Raw genomic sequence first — 14,729 nt, 5'->3', positions numbered from 1 at the left:
CGCATGCCCGCCTTGACTCCCGCGCAGGCCATCTCGGCCTACATCCACGCCAAGGACGGCAACCGTCCGCACTTGTTGCGCACGGCATTCATCGAGGATGTGTCGCTGCAGATGGTCGTGCAGACCGATGCCATCGACTTTCCGCCGACGGTGGAGGGCGTGGGGGCCGTCGCCGACGTGCTGGTCTCGCGCTTCAACCTGAGCTACGAGAACATCTATACCTTGTGCCTGTGCGCCGCGCCGGACGTGGACCGGGCGCGCGCCTTCAGCAGCGACTGGCTGGTCGCCATGACGGAGAAGGGCAGCGGCGTGGTGCGGCTGGGCCACGGCCGCTACGATTGGAGCTTCGAGCCCGCCACCGGCCAGGTGCGCTCGCTGCGCATCACGATCGCCCGCATGGAACGGTTTTCGCCGGAGCACCAGGATGCGGTGCTGGGCTGGGTGGGCGCGTTGCCGTATCCGTGGTGCGAAACCCATGCCGCCCGGCAGCGCGCGCCGGCCTGGGTGCGCGAGCAGTTGCCCGTGCTGGGCTGAAGAATCGCTGCTCGACGCAAGGGCTGTGGCAGCAGGTACGCTTACTCAGCCGGCGCTGCGCTGGCCGGCCAGGAGCCGCTCGATGCGCTCGGCATCCCAGCCCAGCACCTCGCGCAGGACTTCCTCGGTATGCTGGCCGAGCAGCGGCGGGGCGTTGCGGTACTCCACCGGCGTCTCGGACAGGCGGATCGGGCTTGCCGTGGTGGGAGCCGTGCCGCCGGTCGGGTGCGGCAGCGTGCGCCAGATCTCGCGATGCTTGACCTGGGGATCTTCGAAGACCTGGTCGATGGTGTTGATCGGACCGCAGGGCACGCCGGCGGCCTCGAGCCTGGCCAGCCATTCGTCGCGCTTGCCGGTCTTCATGATCTCCTCGAGCACGGGGATCAGCGCGTCGCGGTTGGTGATGCGGCCGCGGTTGGTCGCGTAGCGCGGATCGGTGCCCAGCTCCGGGCGGCCGATGGCGTTGCAGTAGGCGCGATACTGGCCGTCGTTGCCCACGGCGACGATGAGATGGCCGTCGGCGGCGGCAAACACCTGGTAGGGCACGACGTTCTGGTGCGCGTTGCCGGCGCGCCGGGGCGTGGCGCCGGAGGTCATGAAGTTCAGGTTCTGGTTGGCCAGCATCGCCACCTGGCAGTCGAGCAGGGCGGTGTCGATGTATTGGCCCAGGCCGCTGCGGTTGCGCTCCTGCAGGGCGGCGAGGATGCTCACGGTCGCGAACATGCCGGTGAAGAGGTCGGCCACGGCCACGCCGGCTTTCTGCGGGCCGGCGCCGGGCAGGCCGTCGCGCTCGCCGGTGATGCTCATCAGCCCGCCGGTGCCCTGGATCATGAAGTCGTAGCCGGGACGCGGCGCGTAGGGGCCGCTCTGACCGAAGCCGGTGATCGAGCAGTAGATCAGCCGCGGGTTCAGCTCGCGCAGGCTGGCGTAGTCCAGGCCGTAGCGCTTGAGGCCGCCGACCTTGAAGTTCTCGACCACGATATCGCTGATCTTGGCGATCTCCTTGACGGTGGCCACGCCTTCTTCGGTGGCGATGTCGATCGTCACCGATTTCTTGTTCCGGTTGCAGCTCAGGTAGTAGGCGGCCTCGGTGGTGTCCTCGCCGTTCTCGTCGCGCAGGAAGGGAGGGCCCCAGGTGCGCGTGTCGTCGCCCGCGCCGGGACGCTCGATCTTGATGACCTCGGCGCCGAGATCGGCCAGGTTCTGGGTGCACCAGGGGCCGGCGAGAACGCGGGACAGGTCGAGGACGCGGATACCGGAGAGGGGGGCGAGACGCTGGGTCATGAAGGGTTTCCAGTAAGGCGCCGCGCTCTTGCGCGGCGGTATGTACGACCAAAAAAGCAGCGCGGCGCCACAGGGGGCGCCGCGGCGAAACCGGAACGGGCCGCCCGCGGCGGGCTGGTCCCGGCCGCGGGGCGCCTGGCGCAGCCGATCAGATCGGGTCCCAGGAAATGACGTCGGACGAACGCTCGAGCTTGTAGAAGCTGCTTTTCATGGCCGGCATGGCGATCTCGGCGACGGACTCGGGCGTCCAGCCCTCGGACATCTGCACCGAGCGGATCGGGCGCGGCTGGCTGAAGAGCATGATCTCGTTCGCGCGCACGCAGAAGATCTGGCCGCTGACTTCGCTGGCGGCATCGCTGGCCAGGTAGACGGCGAGCGGCGCGATCTTGCCGGCTTCCATTTTCTGCAGCTTGGCGACGCGGGCCTTCTCTTCGGGCGTTTCGGCCGGGATCGAGCTGGTCATGCGGCTCCAGGCGAAGGGCGCGATGCAGTTCGAGCGCACATTGTAGCGTCCCATGTCGAGCGCGATCGATTTGGACAGGCCGACGATGCCCATCTTGGCGGCCGAGTAGTTGGCCTGGCCGAAGTTGCCGATCAGCCCGGAGGTGGAGGTCATGTGCACGAAGGCGCCGCCTTCCTGGTCGCGGAAGTGATTGGCCGCGGCGCGGCTGACGTGGAAGGTGCCGAACAGGTGCACTTCGAGCACCTGGCCGAACTCTTCCTCGCTCATCTTGTGGAACATGCGGTCGCGCAGGTTGCCGGCGTTGTTGACGACGGCGTCGATGCGCCCGAAGTTGTCCAGGGCGCATTGCACGATCTGGTTGGCGCTGGCCGCGCCGGCCACGCTGTCGGTGTTGGCCACGGCCTGGCCGCCGGCCGCGCGGATCTCGTCGACCACACGCTGGGCCGGACCGACGTCGCCGCCTTTGCCGTCCAGGCCGACGCCCAGGTCGTTGCACACGACCTTGGCACCCGAGGCGGCCATCGCGAGGGCGATGCCACGGCCGATGCCGCCGCCGGCGCCGGTGACGATGACTACCTTGTCCTTGACCATGTCGCTCATGGATCTCTCCTGTGTCTGGGTATGAATATCGGGTTTCTACTGCGTCGGGGTTCTACTGCGTTGCGCGGGCGCCGGCAAGGGCCTCAGACGTCCCGGCGCTGGACCAGCTTGAAGGTGGCGCGGGCGACCGCCACGCGCTTTTCGCCGTCTTCGCTGGTGATGGTGCCTTCGCAGAAGGCGATCGAGCGGCCGCGGCGGATGCAGCGGCCCTCGATGATGATGTCGCCGGTGGCGGCTTCCAGAAAATGCGTGGACATTTCGATCGTCATCACGCCCACGCTGTGGGGCGCATGGCCGCGCGCCGCCGCGCTCATGGTGAAGTCGAAGATGGCCATCAGTGTGCCGCCGTGGATGTCGCCGCGGCTGTTGGTGAGCTCCGGACGCAGGGTGAGGCAGGTGCGGCAGTAGTCTTCGCCGATCTGCTCGGGGCGCAGCCCGAGGTACTGCATCAACGGAACGGAGATGCCGAAGTAGTCGATGGGGTCCTGCGTGCTCATGTGTCGATCCTTGGGAAACGCCGTATTCCAGATACGGCCCGGGCATTTTAGGGGGCCGGGGCGCCTGCCCAACGAAGCATGATAGATTCTGCAGGCTGGACCGGGGAACTCCGGTTTACTGAAGGCACGCTTTTGCGTGATGGAACATGCGGTACGACCTGACCGATTTGCGCCTCTTTCTGAATGTGGGCGAGACACTCAACCTGACCCGTGCGGCCGAGCGCAGCTTTCTGTCGCTGCCGGCGGCGAGCACGCGCATCAAGCAGATGGAAGACGCCTTCCAGACACCGCTGCTGGTGCGCCAGGTCAAGGGCGTGAGCCTGACGCCCGCGGGCGCAACGCTGCTGGCGCACGCGCGCGAAGTGTTTCGCGAGCTGGAGTGCATGCACGCCGACCTGCAGCCCTACGCCAGCGGCGTGAAGGGGCGCCTGCGCGTGCTCGCCAACACCACCTCGACCAACTCCTTCCTGCCGGATGCGCTGTCGAGCTTTCTGGCGGCCAATCCGGAGGTCGATGTCGAGCTCGAGGAGAAGCTTTCCAAGGATATCGTGTCGGCGCTCAACAGTGGCGCGGCCGATCTGGGCATCGTCGCCGGCAACGTGGCCATCGATGGCCTGGAGGCGTTGCCGCTGTTCAGCGACGAGCTGGTGGTGATCGCCTCGGTGAACCACCCGATGCGCCAGTTCAAGCGCACCCGCTTCGCCGACCTGCTCGACAACTACCGCTTCGTCGGCATCAGCCAGGTGAGCGCGATCCAGTCCTTCCTGGACAACATCGCCAATGCCATGGGCAAGCGCATCAGCCTGCGCATCCAGGTGGGCAGCTTCGACGCGGTGTGCCGGATGGTGGAGGCCAATGCCGGGATCGCGGTGATCCCGCTCACCAGCGCCGAGCGCTACAACAACCGCCAGGCGCTGCGCCTCATCCAGCTCGAAGACGAGTGGGCACATCGCGAGATCCAGGTGTGCCGCCGCCCGGGCGGGGACCTGCCGCGCTTTGCCGAAACATTCATCGAGCACCTGGTGCGCGCGGCGCAGCCGGCGCGCACGGCCAAGATCGGGGCGGCGGCGGCGTGATCCGTAGCCGCGGGCAGGGTGGACGGCGCGCCGGCGCGCGCGGCGGGCGGCCCGGCCGGGCGGGCTTTCCGCCAAGCTAAGGCGCTCTTTCGGAAAGCCGAATTCGGGCGGGTGGGGACGGCCCCCATAATGGCGCGTCACCCTACGATACAAGACGGACGGCCGCACCCATGACCCCCACCCAGGACGATCTCTATCCCGACATTCGCGCCGCCCTGCGCGACCTCTGCGCGGGTTTCGATTCCGCCTACTGGCAGAAGATCGAAGAGCAGAACGCGTTCCCCGAGGCCTTCGTCAACGCGCTCACCGGCGCCGGCTGGCTGTCCGCCCTGATCCCCGAGGAATACGGCGGCCCGGGTCTGCCGCTGCTCGCGGCTTCCGTCATCATGGAAGAGATCAACCGCAACGGCGGCAACTCGGGCGCCTGCCATGGCCAGATGTACATCATGGGCTGCCTGCTGCGCCACGGCTCGCCCGAGCAGAAGCAGCGCTACCTGCCCGGCATCGCCTCCGGCGAGCTGCGCATGCAGTCGATGGCCGTGACCGAACCCACCACCGGCACCGACACGACCAAGCTCAAGACCGTCGCCGAGCGCCGCGGCGACAAATACGTCGTCAACGGCCAGAAGGTCTGGATCTCGCGCGTGCAGCACTCCGACCTGATGCTGCTGCTGGCGCGCACCACGCCGCTCGCCGAGGTCAAGCGCAAGTCCGAGGGCCTGTCGGTCTTCATCGTCGACCTGCGCGACGCCATCGGCCGCGGCCTGTCGGTACGGCCGATCCGCAACATGGTCAACCACGAGACCAACGAGCTGTTCTTCGACAACCTGGAGATCCCGGCCGAGAACCTGATCGGCGAGGAAGGCAAGGGCCTGAAGTACATCCTGGACGGCCTGAACGCCGAGCGCATCCTGATCGCCGCCGAGTGCATCGGCGACGGCTACTGGTTCACCGAGCGCGCCGCGCGCTACGCCACCGAGCGCCGCGTGTTCGACCGGCCCATCGGCCAGAACCAGGGCATCCAGTTCCCGATCTCGCGCGCCTACGTCAATATCGAGGCCGCCAGCCTGATGCGCGTCAAGGCCGCCGAACTCTTCGATGCGGGCAAGCCCTGCGGCGGCCAGGCCAACATGGCCAAGCTGCTCGCGGCCGACGCGTCCTGGGAAGCCGCCAACGCCTGCCTGCAGACCCACGGCGGGTTCGGCTTCGCCGCCGAGTACGACATCGAGCGCAAGTTCCGCGAGACCCGTCTCTACCAGGTGGCGCCGATATCGACCAACCTGATTCTTTCGTTCGTGTCCGAGCACATCCTCGGCATGCCGCGTTCGTTCTGAAAGTTGAGGTCCCCCTACGCGCTTACGCGCCCCCCCCCCGGGGGGGGGGGCACTGGCGGGCCGGCCAAGCCGGATCCGCTGTGCCCTGGATCATGCGGTGTGCTTGCATGCGTTGCGGCGGGCACACGCCACGGAGATTTGACGATGACTGACAATCCGACCCAGGCCTTGTGCCGGTTCCTCGCCGAGTTCACGCTCGACGACGTGCCGACGCCGGTGGTGGAAAAGACCAAGGATCTGTTTCTCGACTGGTTCGCCTCGGCGCTGGCCGGCAAGGGCACCAAGCCGGTGCAGAGCATCGCGCGCTTCGCCCAGGCGGCCGGCCCGCAGGACGGCAGCGCGCAGATCTTCTGCACGCGAGCCTACACCTCGCCGTACTTCGCCGCCCTGGTCAACGGTGCGGCCTCGCACGTGGTCGAGCAGGACGACGTGCACAACGGCTCGGTGTTCCATCCCGCGGCCGTGATCTTCCCCGCCGTGATGGCGGTGGCGCAGGACGAGCAGCGCACGGGCGCCGAGGTGCTGCTGGCGTCGATCGCCGGCTACGAGGCCGGCATCCGCATCGGCGAGTTCCTGGGACGCTCGCACTACCGCATCTTCCACACCACCGCCACGGTGGGCACGCTGGCCGCCGCCGTCGCCGTGGGCAAGCTCTGGGGCTTCGACGCCGAACGCATGGCGCAGGCCCTGGGCTCGGCCGGCACGCAGGCCGCGGGCCTGTGGGAGTTCCTGCGCGACGCGGCGGATTCCAAGCAGCTACACACCGCCAAGGCGGCGGCCGATGGCCTCATGGCCGCTTGGCTGGCGCGCGACGGCTTCACCGGCGCGCGCGACATCCTGTGCGGGCCGCAGGGACTCGCCGCCGGCATGTCGAGCGATGCCGATCCCTCGCGCCTGGTCGACGGGCTGGGCACGCGCTGGGCCACGGCCGAGACCTCGTTCAAGTACTTCGCCTCGTGCCGCCACACCCACCCGGCCGCCGATGCGCTGAAGGTGCTGATGGTGCGCGAGCAGCTCGCCTGGGACGACATCGAGGCGGTCACCGCCCATGTGCACCAGGGCGCGATCGACGTGCTCGGCCCGGTGCTCGACCCGCGCACGGTGCACCAGGCCAAGTTCTCGATGGGCACGGTGCTCGGGCTGGTGGCCGTGCACGGCCATGCCGGGCTCAACGAGTTCGACGACCATGCGCTCACGGACGCGAAGGTTGCGGCGTTTCGCGATCGGGTCGAGATGCTGCTCGATGCCGAGATCGACGCGGCCTATCCCAAGCAGTGGATCGGCCGCGTCACGGTGCAGACCCGCGACGGCCGCACGCTCGAGGCGCGCGTGGACGTGCCCAAGGGCGACCCCGGCAATACCTTGACGCGCGAGGAGCTGCAGGCCAAGGCCCTGCAGCTCGCGCGCTACAGCGACAGCGCCTCGCAGGCCGAGATGCACGAGCTGTTCGCACGGGTCTGGAGCCTCGAGGCGCAACCCCATGTGAATGATTGGTTCGGCGCGCGCCGCTGAACCGCATACCGGTGCGCCCGTACGGCCGTGCCGTGCGGGCGCTTGCCACACCGCGGCCGTCACAACAAAAGCAGGCCGGCCGCCATGCCCGTCAGCACGGGAAGGAAGAGACAATGTCGTTCAACGCAGCGCGCCGATTCGGCGCCGCGGCCCTGATGGCCGCACTGGGACTGGTGGGCGTGGCGCACGCCGCCGGTGATTTTCCGAACAAGCCCATCCGCCTGGTGATCCCGTTCCCCGCCGGCGGCGGCACCGACACCATCGGCCGCATCATCGGCAAGGGCCTGCAGGAAGCCTGGGGCCAGAACGTGATCGTCGACAACGTCGCCGGAGCGGGCGGGCAGATCGGCGGCAGCCAGGTCGCGCGCGCGGCCCCGGACGGCTACACGGCGATGATCGGCATCACCTCGCTGATCCAGCAGCCGCCGCTCTACAAGAACCTGCCCTACGACGTCTTCAAGGACTTCCAGCCGGTCTCCATCGTGGCGTATTCGTCCGACCTGGTGCTGGTGCCTTCCACATCGCCCTTCAACTCGGTGGACGACATCATCAAGGCCGCCAAGGAGCGCCCGGGCGCGCTGTCGGCGGGTTCCTACGGCGCGGGCACGTCCTCGCACCTGCACGTCGAACTCTTCAAGCTGAACAACGACGTCGACGTGATCCACGTTCCCTACAAGGGCGCGGCGCCCGCGATGGTCGACGTGATGGGCGGCCAACTCGACGTGGCCTTCGTGGACGTGACCTCGGCCGGCCCGCACCTGAAGTCGGGCAAGGTCAAGGTGCTGGCGGTGACCGGCGGCAGCCGCGTATCCATCGCCCCGGACGCGCCCACGCTCAAGGAACTGGGCCAGCCCGGCTACGACGCCAACGGCTGGTTCGCGCTGCTGCTGCCGGCGAACACGCCCAAGCCCATCCTGGACAAGTACTCGCAGGAGGTCATGCGCATCGTCAAGAGCCCGGAGATGACCGAGCGCCTGACGGCCCTGAGCCTGCGCCCCGGCGGGACGACCCCCGAGGAGATGCAGGAGGCGATGGTGCGCGACGGCAAGGGCTGGGCCTCCATCGTGGAGCGCGCGAACGTCAAGATCGATTGATGAGGGCGGAAAATGGAGCCGGTGTAGGGGCCGGCTCCATCGTTCCGAATTTTACGGGCCGCTGTCGCGGCCCGCTTTTTTTTGACCGTGCGGCCCGGGTCGATGCGCTGCAGGCCAGCGAGGCATCGGGACAGGAAGGTCTCGGCATGAAGGCGCCTTCCGGATGCGTCATTCGGGCTTGAGATTCGCGGCGCGCGCAACCTCATCCCAGCGCGCGATGTCCTGGGCGATGCGTTCGCTCAGCGCCGCGGAATCCGTGTTGCCCGGGTCCATGCCCAGCGCGTGCATTTTCTCGACGGTGTCCTGCTCCTTCAGGATGTCCGCCACGGCGGTGCGCAGCGCGGCCAGCACCGGTTCGGGCGTCCCCTTGGGGGCCATCAGTCCGGTCCAGATCGTCACGTCATAGTCCGCAAAGCCGTTTTCGGCGACGGTCGGGATGTCGGGGAAAGCGGCCGAGCGCTTGCCGGTGGTCACGGCCAGCGCTTTCAGCTTGCCCGCCTGCACCTGGGGCATCACGGCCGCGCTGTCCAGGACGCCGACCTGGATTTCCTGCCCCAGCAAGGCGGCCACCACCGGCCCGGAACCACGGTAGGACACGTGGTTGAACTTGATGTCCGAGGCGGCCGACAGCGTTTCCGCCGCGAGCTGGAAGGATGAAGAAGCGACTCCGTGGTCCAGCCTGCCGTCCTGGGTGCCGGTGGCGTATTGCGCCAGGTCCTTCAGGTTCGCGATGGGCAGCGCCGCCGGCACGGTCACGATCAGCGGAAAGGAGCCGAGCAGGGCGATGGGCTCGAAATCCTGCATGGGGTCGTACGACAGGCCCTTCATCACCGCCGGGTTCACCGTCAGGCCGCCGCTGGAGGACACCAGCAGCGTATAGCCGTCGGGCTTGGCTTTCGCCACGAAGCCGGTGCCGATGGCCGAGCTGGCGCCCGGCTTGTTCTCCACCACGAAGCTCTGCTTGAGCCGCTCCTGCAGCTTGGCGGAGACCAGACGCGCCAGGATGTCGTTGGTGCCGCCCGGCGCGAAGCCGACGACGATGCTCACCGGCTTCTCAGGGTAGCCGTCGGCCGCTGCGGTGGATGCGAAAGCCGACAGCACGGCGCCGGCCAGGGCCGTACAGACGGCGCGAAGATACGCCCGACGGGCGCGGACGGGGCGATTGAGCATTGCGATGTCTCCTGTACTTGTTCATGGGTCGACCTGGGCCGAGCATCCGTCAAGCGGATACCGAGTCCATTTTACGGACAGATTTTGACGTAGGTCAAATTCTGATCACGCAGTCCGCACAGTGGATATGCGCTGCTCGCGGTGTCACATGCGCGCTTCTGCGCTGTGTTCTGCGCTATGGCCCAGCATGCCCGACAGGGTGGCGGCCTCCTCGACGAGCAGCTTTGCGACCTGCTTGAGCCGGCTGGCGTTGAGTCTCACTTCAGGGCCGAAGACCCCGATCGAGCCGGCCGCGGCCCCGTGGCGATCGAAGAACGGCACCGCGACCGCGACCGCGCCGGAAATGAGCTCGTTGTGGCTGCTCGCATAGCCCCGTTTGCGGGTCTGTACCAGTTCCTCCTGCAGCACCTTGAGATCGACACCGGAATCCCGGAGATATTCCCGCAGCTCTTCCGGCGCGGCGTCCATGTAGGCGAGGATGGCGCGCCCGGAGGCGCCGCGCACGATGCGCTCCGTATATCCCACGCCCCGTTTGAAGTTCAGCGGTTGCGGGCTGGGCAGCTCCGCCACGCACAGGCGCAACGGCCCCTGCGGGACGAACATCGCGACGGTCTCGCTGGTCTCGCGCCAGATCCGCTGCAGGACGGGCTGCGCGAGCAGCGACAGGTCCAGGCTGGATGTCCAGACATGGGCCAGTCTGGCCACCGAGGGGCCGAGGCGGAACTTCTGCGGTTCGCCCGCGGACACCAGGAACCCATGCTCTTCGAGGGTGTAGAGCAGCCGATACAGCGTCGGGCGGGAAAGGTCGACCCGCTTGAGCAGCTCCGCGGGCGAGAGCTCGACATCCTGCGGTGTGAAGGCGAGCAGGATCTCCAGCGCGCGGCCTACCGCACGCACGTTCTCGCTTTTCTCGGTGGTGGTTGCCATGGCTTGCGGTTCCTCGATCGAATGAAAACCACATTGTCCATCACGCGGACGCGTTGACAACAAACGAGATATGTCCATAGAATGAATTTACTGTCCGACTCATGGACAACGGAGACGCGATGAGTTCCCACATCCCCATCACGCTGCTTTTTGCCGACGGTGTCTCGTGCCGCCTCGCGGTTGCCCGCGGCGCAAAGCTGATCGACGCGGCCGCGGCGGCGGGCCTCAACCTGTTGACGGACTGCGCCAACGGTCAGTGCGGCACCTGTACGGCGCAACTGCTGTCGGGCACGGTGCAGATGGACGACTACGATCCTTCCGTGCTGCCCGACGATGACCGCGCTGCGGGCGTCGTGCTGCCTTGCGTCTGCCGCGCCAGCGCGCCGTGCGCGGTGGCGTTCCCGTACGACGCCAGCGAGGCGCTGGCCGAGGAGGCGCCGCCGATCCCCGGCGAAGTGCTCGCGCTCGAGCGCACCGCGCCGGACATCGTGCGTCTGGAACTGGCGATCGACGAGGCGCTGGCTTTCGAGCCCGGCCAATACGTGCGCATCCAACCGCAGGGCATGGCGATCGCCCGTTCCTACTCCATGGCCAACCCGCCCGGCAGCGATCGCCTGGAATTCTTCATCCGCCTGGTGGCCGGCGGTGCCTTTTCGAGCTGGCTGGCAGGTGCGCGGGCCAACGACCGGGTGGCGCTGAGCGCGCCGCACGGCACGTTCTTCCTGCGCGACGAGCCGCGTCCGCGCCTGTTCGTGGCCGGCGGCAGCGGGATGGCGCCTTTCCTCTCGATGCTGCGCGCGATGAGTCCTGCCGCGCGCGCCGTTCCCACCACCGTATTGTTCGGTGCGCGCACGCCGGAACATCTGTTCGCTCTCGGGGAGCTGCAGGCCCTGCGCAGCGAGATGCCGCAGCTCGACGTGAGGCTGGCGCTGGAGCAGGGCGCGGATCGCGAGAGCCACGCCGGCTACCCCACGGACCTGATCGGCGGGCTGAGGCTGGAGCCATCCACCCGCGTCTATCTATGCGGGCCACCGCCCATGGTGGAAGCCGGCCGCGCCGCCGTGCAGGCGGCCGGACTGCCGCGCGGCGAGGTGCTCTGCGAGCGCTTCAACTGAACCTTGCCCTTCGCCCGACGGATCTCGCCGCGCGCCGCGCGGGCGCCGACCGGACGTCCGGTCCGAGCCGCCGAGGAATACCCACCTACGGAACACAGAGAAAGCACCCATGATCTCCATCACCCCTGAATCCCGCTACAACTCCCTGATCGATCTGCGCAAGGGGGAGATCGGCCGCGAGATTTTCTCCAGCCGCGATATCTACGAGGAGGAGCTCGAGAAGGTCTTTACCCGTGCGTGGCTGTTCGTCGGCCACGAAAGCCAGATTCCCGAGCCCGGCGACTTCTTCAGTTCTCGCATGGGCGGCGAATCCGTGATCCTCGCGCGCGACAAGAAAAGAAAGGTCCATGTCTTTCTGAACTCCTGCCGGCACCGCGGCATGAAGGTGTGCCAGTACGACCACGGCAACACGCAGCTCTTCACCTGCCCCTATCACAGTTGGAGCTACACGACCGACGGCAAGCTCTTCGGCGTGCCGCAGTTCAAGAGCCTGTACGAGGGCTGCATGGAAAAGGAGGCGTGGTCGCTGATCGAGGTGCCGAGGATGGAGACGTACAAGGGCACGGTGTGGGCAAGCTGGGACAAGGATGCCCCCGATCTGCTGACCTACCTGGGCGACGCGAAGACCCACCTGGACCTGGCGCTGGACTGTCGCGACGGGCGCGAGGGCGGCTCCGAGGTGCTGTTCGGCGTGCACAAGTGGATCATTCCGTGCAACTGGAAGTTTGCCGCGGAGAACTTCCTGGGCGACACCTACCACAACGTGAGCCACCGCTCGGTGGACCTGATCGGCATCGGCCCCAGCGCCGAGGCCGGCGTGAAAGGCCGCCGCGACAACGAGATGGAAAAGGCCCGGCACGTCTGGGTCAACTTCCCGGCAGGCCACGGCGTGCACAGCGCGATCATGCCCGAGGACTGGGAGTTCCTGAACACCTACCAGAACAATCCGGTGGTGGCCGAGTATTTCCGCGAAGCCCATGCCAAGCGCAAGGAGCGCCTGGGCGCCGAGCGCCACCGGCTGATCCCGTTCGTGGGCACGATCTACCCCAACGTGTCGTTCCACGGCAATCAGCCGCGCAACCTGTGCGTCTGGCATCCGCACGGGCCGGAGTCGACGGAAGCCTGGCGCTTTTTCCTCGTCGACGCCGATGCCCCGCAGGAGGTCAAGGACTTCCTGCGCAGCTACTACATGCGCTATTCGGGCCCGGCGGGCATGACCGAGCAGGACGACATGGAAAACTGGAACTATGCGACGGCCGGCAGCCGGGGCGTGATCGCCAAGCGCTATCCATACAACTATACGCAGTCGCTGGGCAGAGTGGGCACCGATGGCCCGGTCGCGGGCAACGTGAGCCTGCAGGTGAGCGAGGAGAACCCGCGGCAGTTCTACCGCCGCTGGCGCGACTACATGAACGGCGCCGACTGGGACACGCTGCTGGGCCGCAGGGATGCCGGCCCCGCGAGCATCGCGGGGTGAGCGACATGAGCGTGATCATCGTCACCGGCGGGACCTTCGGGCTGGGCCAGTCCATCACGGTGGAACTGGCGCGGCGCGGCCATCGGGTGGTGGCTTTCGGCCTGGCGCAGCCACAGGTTTCGAGCACGGCGCAGGGCACGCAGTCGCTGCTGGCCGAGCTGGACAGCGCCGGCTGCACCGCGGATGTGCTGCAAGCCGATGTATCGAACGCGGCCGACGTGCAGCGTGTGGTCGATCACACGATGGCGCGCCACGGCGCGATCCACGGCCTGGTCAACAATGCCGCCATCGGCCCGCTGGGCACGGTGCTGGACACCGACGAAGCCTTGTTCGAGCGCATCGTCGCCGTGAACCTCAAGGGGACCTACCTCATGAGCCGCGCCGTGCTGCCGCACCTGCGCGCCGCCGGTGGCGGCGCCATCGTGAACATCGGTTCCGGCGCGGGCTGGGGCAAGCCCAACATGGCGGCCTACAGCGCCAGCAAGGGCGGCATCGTCGCGCTCAGCATGGCGATGGCCTACGACCACTTTCATGACCACGTGCGGGTGAACGTCGCCATACCCGGCGGCGGCGGCATCGTGTCGGGCATGAGCGTCGGGCGCTTCGGCGGCGACGTCGATGCCTTTCTGCGCAAGCCCGCCCCGGGCACGGCGGCGGGCCGCCCCGCCACCGGGCGCGACCTGGCCAACGCCGTTGCCTTTCTCTTGTCGGACGAAGCCGCCGCGATCTCGGGCACCGTGATCGACGTGGGCTGCTTCGCCCTGCAGGGCGGCCCCGTTCCGCCCAAGCCCTGAACGCCATCCAAGGAGCCATCATGTCCGAAGTCGCCGAAACAGCCCAGACGGCCGCAGCGCGAAGCCAGCGTCCCGCGCGCGATGCGCGCTATTACGAAATCAAGCGCGAGATCGAGGAGTTCCTCTACGACGAAGCCAACCTGCTCGACGAGCGGCGCTTCCCGGACTGGCTCGACACGCTGGCCGAAGACCTGCGCTACTTCATGCCCATGGAATACAACGTGAAGGCGGGCGAGCACGCCACGCGCGAGTACACCACGCGCGAGAAGCACATGAGCTGGTTCAACGAAGGCAAATGGACCCTCGCCAAGCGCGCCGAGCAGATCCTGACCGGCGTGCACTGGGCCGAAGAACCGCTCTCGCGCGTGTGCCGGCTCGTCAGCAACGTGCAGTTGACGGGAATCGACACGAACGACGCCGGCGAGTTGGAAGTCGATACTTCCAGCCGCTTTCTGATCTACCAGAACCGCTGCGAATACGAGCAGTACTTCTTCGTGGGCGACCGCATGGACCGCATGCGGCGCACGGCGCACGGCTGGAGGCTCGCCAGCCGCGAGATCCGCATCCATCAGAACGTGCTGCTGGCCAAGAATCTCACGATCTTCTTCTAGGAGGACATCATGCTGAACCTGATGGATATACAACCCGGCCAGTGCATCCGGCTGACGAACGGCGTCACCGGCGAAGTCATCGAGAACGCGGGCGACGGCATGTGGGTCAAGGCCAGGTTCGAGGCGGGAGACGAGGAGCTCGTGTTCTGCGAGGACATCGCCGGCCTCGTGTCGCCGCCGGTACGAGCGCGGGCCTGAGTCCGCGGGCGGCCCGCGCGGCGTGCGATGCCGCCGCGCGCAA

15 protein-coding genes are annotated in these 14,729 nt (G+C 67.6%); 10 read left to right on the top strand and 5 right to left on the bottom strand.

Annotated features, from left to right (window positions below; translation table 11 throughout):
• Positions 1-3 precede the first annotated feature (3 nt).
• Positions 4-534, top strand: coding sequence for a nuclear transport factor 2 family protein (locus tag FOZ76_RS04970; RefSeq protein ID WP_143947022.1), 531 nt, complete (start codon positions 4-6; stop codon positions 532-534).
• A 45-nt stretch (positions 535-579) separates the two neighbouring features.
• Here FOZ76_RS04970 and FOZ76_RS04965 read toward each other — a convergent pair whose 3' ends face one another.
• The 3 genes from FOZ76_RS04965 to FOZ76_RS04955 all read right to left on the bottom strand — a co-directional run bounded on the left by FOZ76_RS04965 (position 580) and on the right by FOZ76_RS04955 (position 3,378).
• A complete protein-coding gene (locus FOZ76_RS04965) occupies positions 580-1,818 on the bottom strand; it encodes a CaiB/BaiF CoA transferase family protein (RefSeq protein ID WP_143947021.1) in 1,239 nt (412 codons plus the stop codon).
• Between the two features lie 148 nt (positions 1,819-1,966).
• A complete protein-coding gene (locus tag FOZ76_RS04960; protein WP_143947020.1) occupies positions 1,967-2,881 on the bottom strand; it encodes an SDR family NAD(P)-dependent oxidoreductase in 915 nt (304 codons plus the stop codon).
• An 83-nt stretch (positions 2,882-2,964) separates the two neighbouring features.
• Positions 2,965-3,378 (bottom strand): PaaI family thioesterase, encoded by a 414-nt coding sequence (locus tag FOZ76_RS04955; protein ID WP_143947019.1) that lies wholly within the window; start codon positions 3,376-3,378, stop codon positions 2,965-2,967.
• A gap of 146 nt (positions 3,379-3,524) precedes the next feature.
• Between FOZ76_RS04955 and FOZ76_RS04950 the strand changes: the two genes are divergently transcribed.
• The 4 genes from FOZ76_RS04950 to FOZ76_RS04935 all read left to right on the top strand — a co-directional run bounded on the left by FOZ76_RS04950 (position 3,525) and on the right by FOZ76_RS04935 (position 8,394).
• Positions 3,525-4,454 carry a LysR family transcriptional regulator gene (locus FOZ76_RS04950; RefSeq protein ID WP_143947018.1) on the top strand — a complete coding sequence of 310 codons (930 nt, stop codon included), beginning with the start codon at positions 3,525-3,527 and terminating at the stop codon, positions 4,452-4,454.
• A 170-nt stretch (positions 4,455-4,624) separates the two neighbouring features.
• Positions 4,625-5,788 carry an acyl-CoA dehydrogenase family protein gene (locus tag FOZ76_RS04945; protein ID WP_143947017.1) on the top strand — a complete coding sequence of 388 codons (1,164 nt, stop codon included), beginning with the start codon at positions 4,625-4,627 and terminating at the stop codon, positions 5,786-5,788.
• Between the two features lie 144 nt (positions 5,789-5,932).
• On the top strand, positions 5,933-7,300 hold the full coding sequence (locus FOZ76_RS04940; protein ID WP_143947016.1) for an MmgE/PrpD family protein: 1,368 nt from the start codon (positions 5,933-5,935) through the stop codon (positions 7,298-7,300).
• A 113-nt stretch (positions 7,301-7,413) separates the two neighbouring features.
• Positions 7,414-8,394, top strand: coding sequence for a Bug family tripartite tricarboxylate transporter substrate binding protein (locus FOZ76_RS04935; protein ID WP_143947015.1), 981 nt, complete (start codon positions 7,414-7,416; stop codon positions 8,392-8,394).
• Between the two features lie 168 nt (positions 8,395-8,562).
• Here FOZ76_RS04935 and FOZ76_RS04930 read toward each other — a convergent pair whose 3' ends face one another.
• Both FOZ76_RS04930 and FOZ76_RS04925 read right to left on the bottom strand, forming a co-directional pair.
• Entirely contained in the window at positions 8,563-9,564 is a 1,002-nt protein-coding gene (locus FOZ76_RS04930) for a Bug family tripartite tricarboxylate transporter substrate binding protein (protein ID WP_143947014.1), read from the bottom strand.
• A 144-nt stretch (positions 9,565-9,708) separates the two neighbouring features.
• Positions 9,709-10,491, bottom strand: a complete 783-nt coding sequence (locus FOZ76_RS04925) for an IclR family transcriptional regulator (RefSeq protein ID WP_143947013.1) — start codon at positions 10,489-10,491, stop codon at positions 9,709-9,711.
• 119 nt (positions 10,492-10,610) lie between these two features.
• Here FOZ76_RS04925 and FOZ76_RS04920 point away from each other — a divergent pair, with 119 nt between their 5' ends.
• The 5 genes from FOZ76_RS04920 (at position 10,611) to FOZ76_RS04900 (ending at position 14,686) form a co-directional block, all read left to right on the top strand.
• Positions 10,611-11,606 (top strand): 2Fe-2S iron-sulfur cluster-binding protein, encoded by a 996-nt coding sequence (locus tag FOZ76_RS04920; protein WP_143947012.1) that lies wholly within the window; start codon positions 10,611-10,613, stop codon positions 11,604-11,606.
• A 109-nt stretch (positions 11,607-11,715) separates the two neighbouring features.
• Positions 11,716-13,083: an aromatic ring-hydroxylating oxygenase subunit alpha gene (locus FOZ76_RS04915; RefSeq protein WP_143947011.1), complete on the top strand. Its 1,368-nt coding sequence runs from the start codon at positions 11,716-11,718 to the stop codon at positions 13,081-13,083.
• Between the two features lie 5 nt (positions 13,084-13,088).
• Positions 13,089-13,877 (top strand): SDR family NAD(P)-dependent oxidoreductase, encoded by a 789-nt coding sequence (locus FOZ76_RS04910; RefSeq protein ID WP_143947010.1) that lies wholly within the window; start codon positions 13,089-13,091, stop codon positions 13,875-13,877.
• Between the two features lie 20 nt (positions 13,878-13,897).
• The gene (locus tag FOZ76_RS04905; RefSeq protein ID WP_143947009.1) at positions 13,898-14,488 is read left to right on the top strand and encodes a 3-phenylpropionate/cinnamic acid dioxygenase subunit beta; all 591 of its coding nucleotides are present in this window, start codon (positions 13,898-13,900) and stop codon (positions 14,486-14,488) included.
• Between the two features lie 9 nt (positions 14,489-14,497).
• Positions 14,498-14,686: a hypothetical protein gene (locus FOZ76_RS04900; protein WP_143947008.1), complete on the top strand. Its 189-nt coding sequence runs from the start codon at positions 14,498-14,500 to the stop codon at positions 14,684-14,686.
• Positions 14,687-14,729 lie beyond the last annotated feature (43 nt).

This window comes from Verticiella sediminum, from assembly GCF_007558815.1.
Taxonomy (GTDB): Bacteria; Pseudomonadota; Gammaproteobacteria; order Burkholderiales; family Burkholderiaceae_B; genus Verticiella; species Verticiella sediminum.
This window is presented reverse-complemented; position numbering and strand designations above follow the sequence as displayed.

What these genes read in the sequence shown, in the direction of transcription:
- FOZ76_RS04915 (WP_143947011.1), top strand. Translation starts at nt 11,716, where the DNA reads ATGATCTCCATCACCCCTGAATCCCGCTACAACTCCCTGATCGATCTG.
- FOZ76_RS04970 (WP_143947022.1), top strand. Translation starts at nt 4, where the DNA reads ATGCCCGCCTTGACTCCCGCGCAGGCCATCTCGGCCTACATCCACGCC.
- FOZ76_RS04955 (WP_143947019.1), bottom strand. Translation starts at nt 3,378, where the DNA reads ATGAGCACGCAGGACCCCATCGACTACTTCGGCATCTCCGTTCCGTTG.
- FOZ76_RS04935 (WP_143947015.1), top strand. Translation starts at nt 7,414, where the DNA reads ATGTCGTTCAACGCAGCGCGCCGATTCGGCGCCGCGGCCCTGATGGCC.
- FOZ76_RS04945 (WP_143947017.1), top strand. Translation starts at nt 4,625, where the DNA reads ATGACCCCCACCCAGGACGATCTCTATCCCGACATTCGCGCCGCCCTG.
- FOZ76_RS04925 (WP_143947013.1), bottom strand. Translation starts at nt 10,491, where the DNA reads ATGGCAACCACCACCGAGAAAAGCGAGAACGTGCGTGCGGTAGGCCGC.
- FOZ76_RS04905 (WP_143947009.1), top strand. Translation starts at nt 13,898, where the DNA reads ATGTCCGAAGTCGCCGAAACAGCCCAGACGGCCGCAGCGCGAAGCCAG.
- FOZ76_RS04940 (WP_143947016.1), top strand. Translation starts at nt 5,933, where the DNA reads ATGACTGACAATCCGACCCAGGCCTTGTGCCGGTTCCTCGCCGAGTTC.
- FOZ76_RS04950 (WP_143947018.1), top strand. Translation starts at nt 3,525, where the DNA reads ATGCGGTACGACCTGACCGATTTGCGCCTCTTTCTGAATGTGGGCGAG.
- FOZ76_RS04965 (WP_143947021.1), bottom strand. Translation starts at nt 1,818, where the DNA reads ATGACCCAGCGTCTCGCCCCCCTCTCCGGTATCCGCGTCCTCGACCTG.
- FOZ76_RS04960 (WP_143947020.1), bottom strand. Translation starts at nt 2,881, where the DNA reads ATGAGCGACATGGTCAAGGACAAGGTAGTCATCGTCACCGGCGCCGGC.
- FOZ76_RS04900 (WP_143947008.1), top strand. Translation starts at nt 14,498, where the DNA reads ATGCTGAACCTGATGGATATACAACCCGGCCAGTGCATCCGGCTGACG.
- FOZ76_RS04930 (WP_143947014.1), bottom strand. Translation starts at nt 9,564, where the DNA reads ATGCTCAATCGCCCCGTCCGCGCCCGTCGGGCGTATCTTCGCGCCGTC.
- FOZ76_RS04910 (WP_143947010.1), top strand. Translation starts at nt 13,089, where the DNA reads ATGAGCGTGATCATCGTCACCGGCGGGACCTTCGGGCTGGGCCAGTCC.
- FOZ76_RS04920 (WP_143947012.1), top strand. Translation starts at nt 10,611, where the DNA reads ATGAGTTCCCACATCCCCATCACGCTGCTTTTTGCCGACGGTGTCTCG.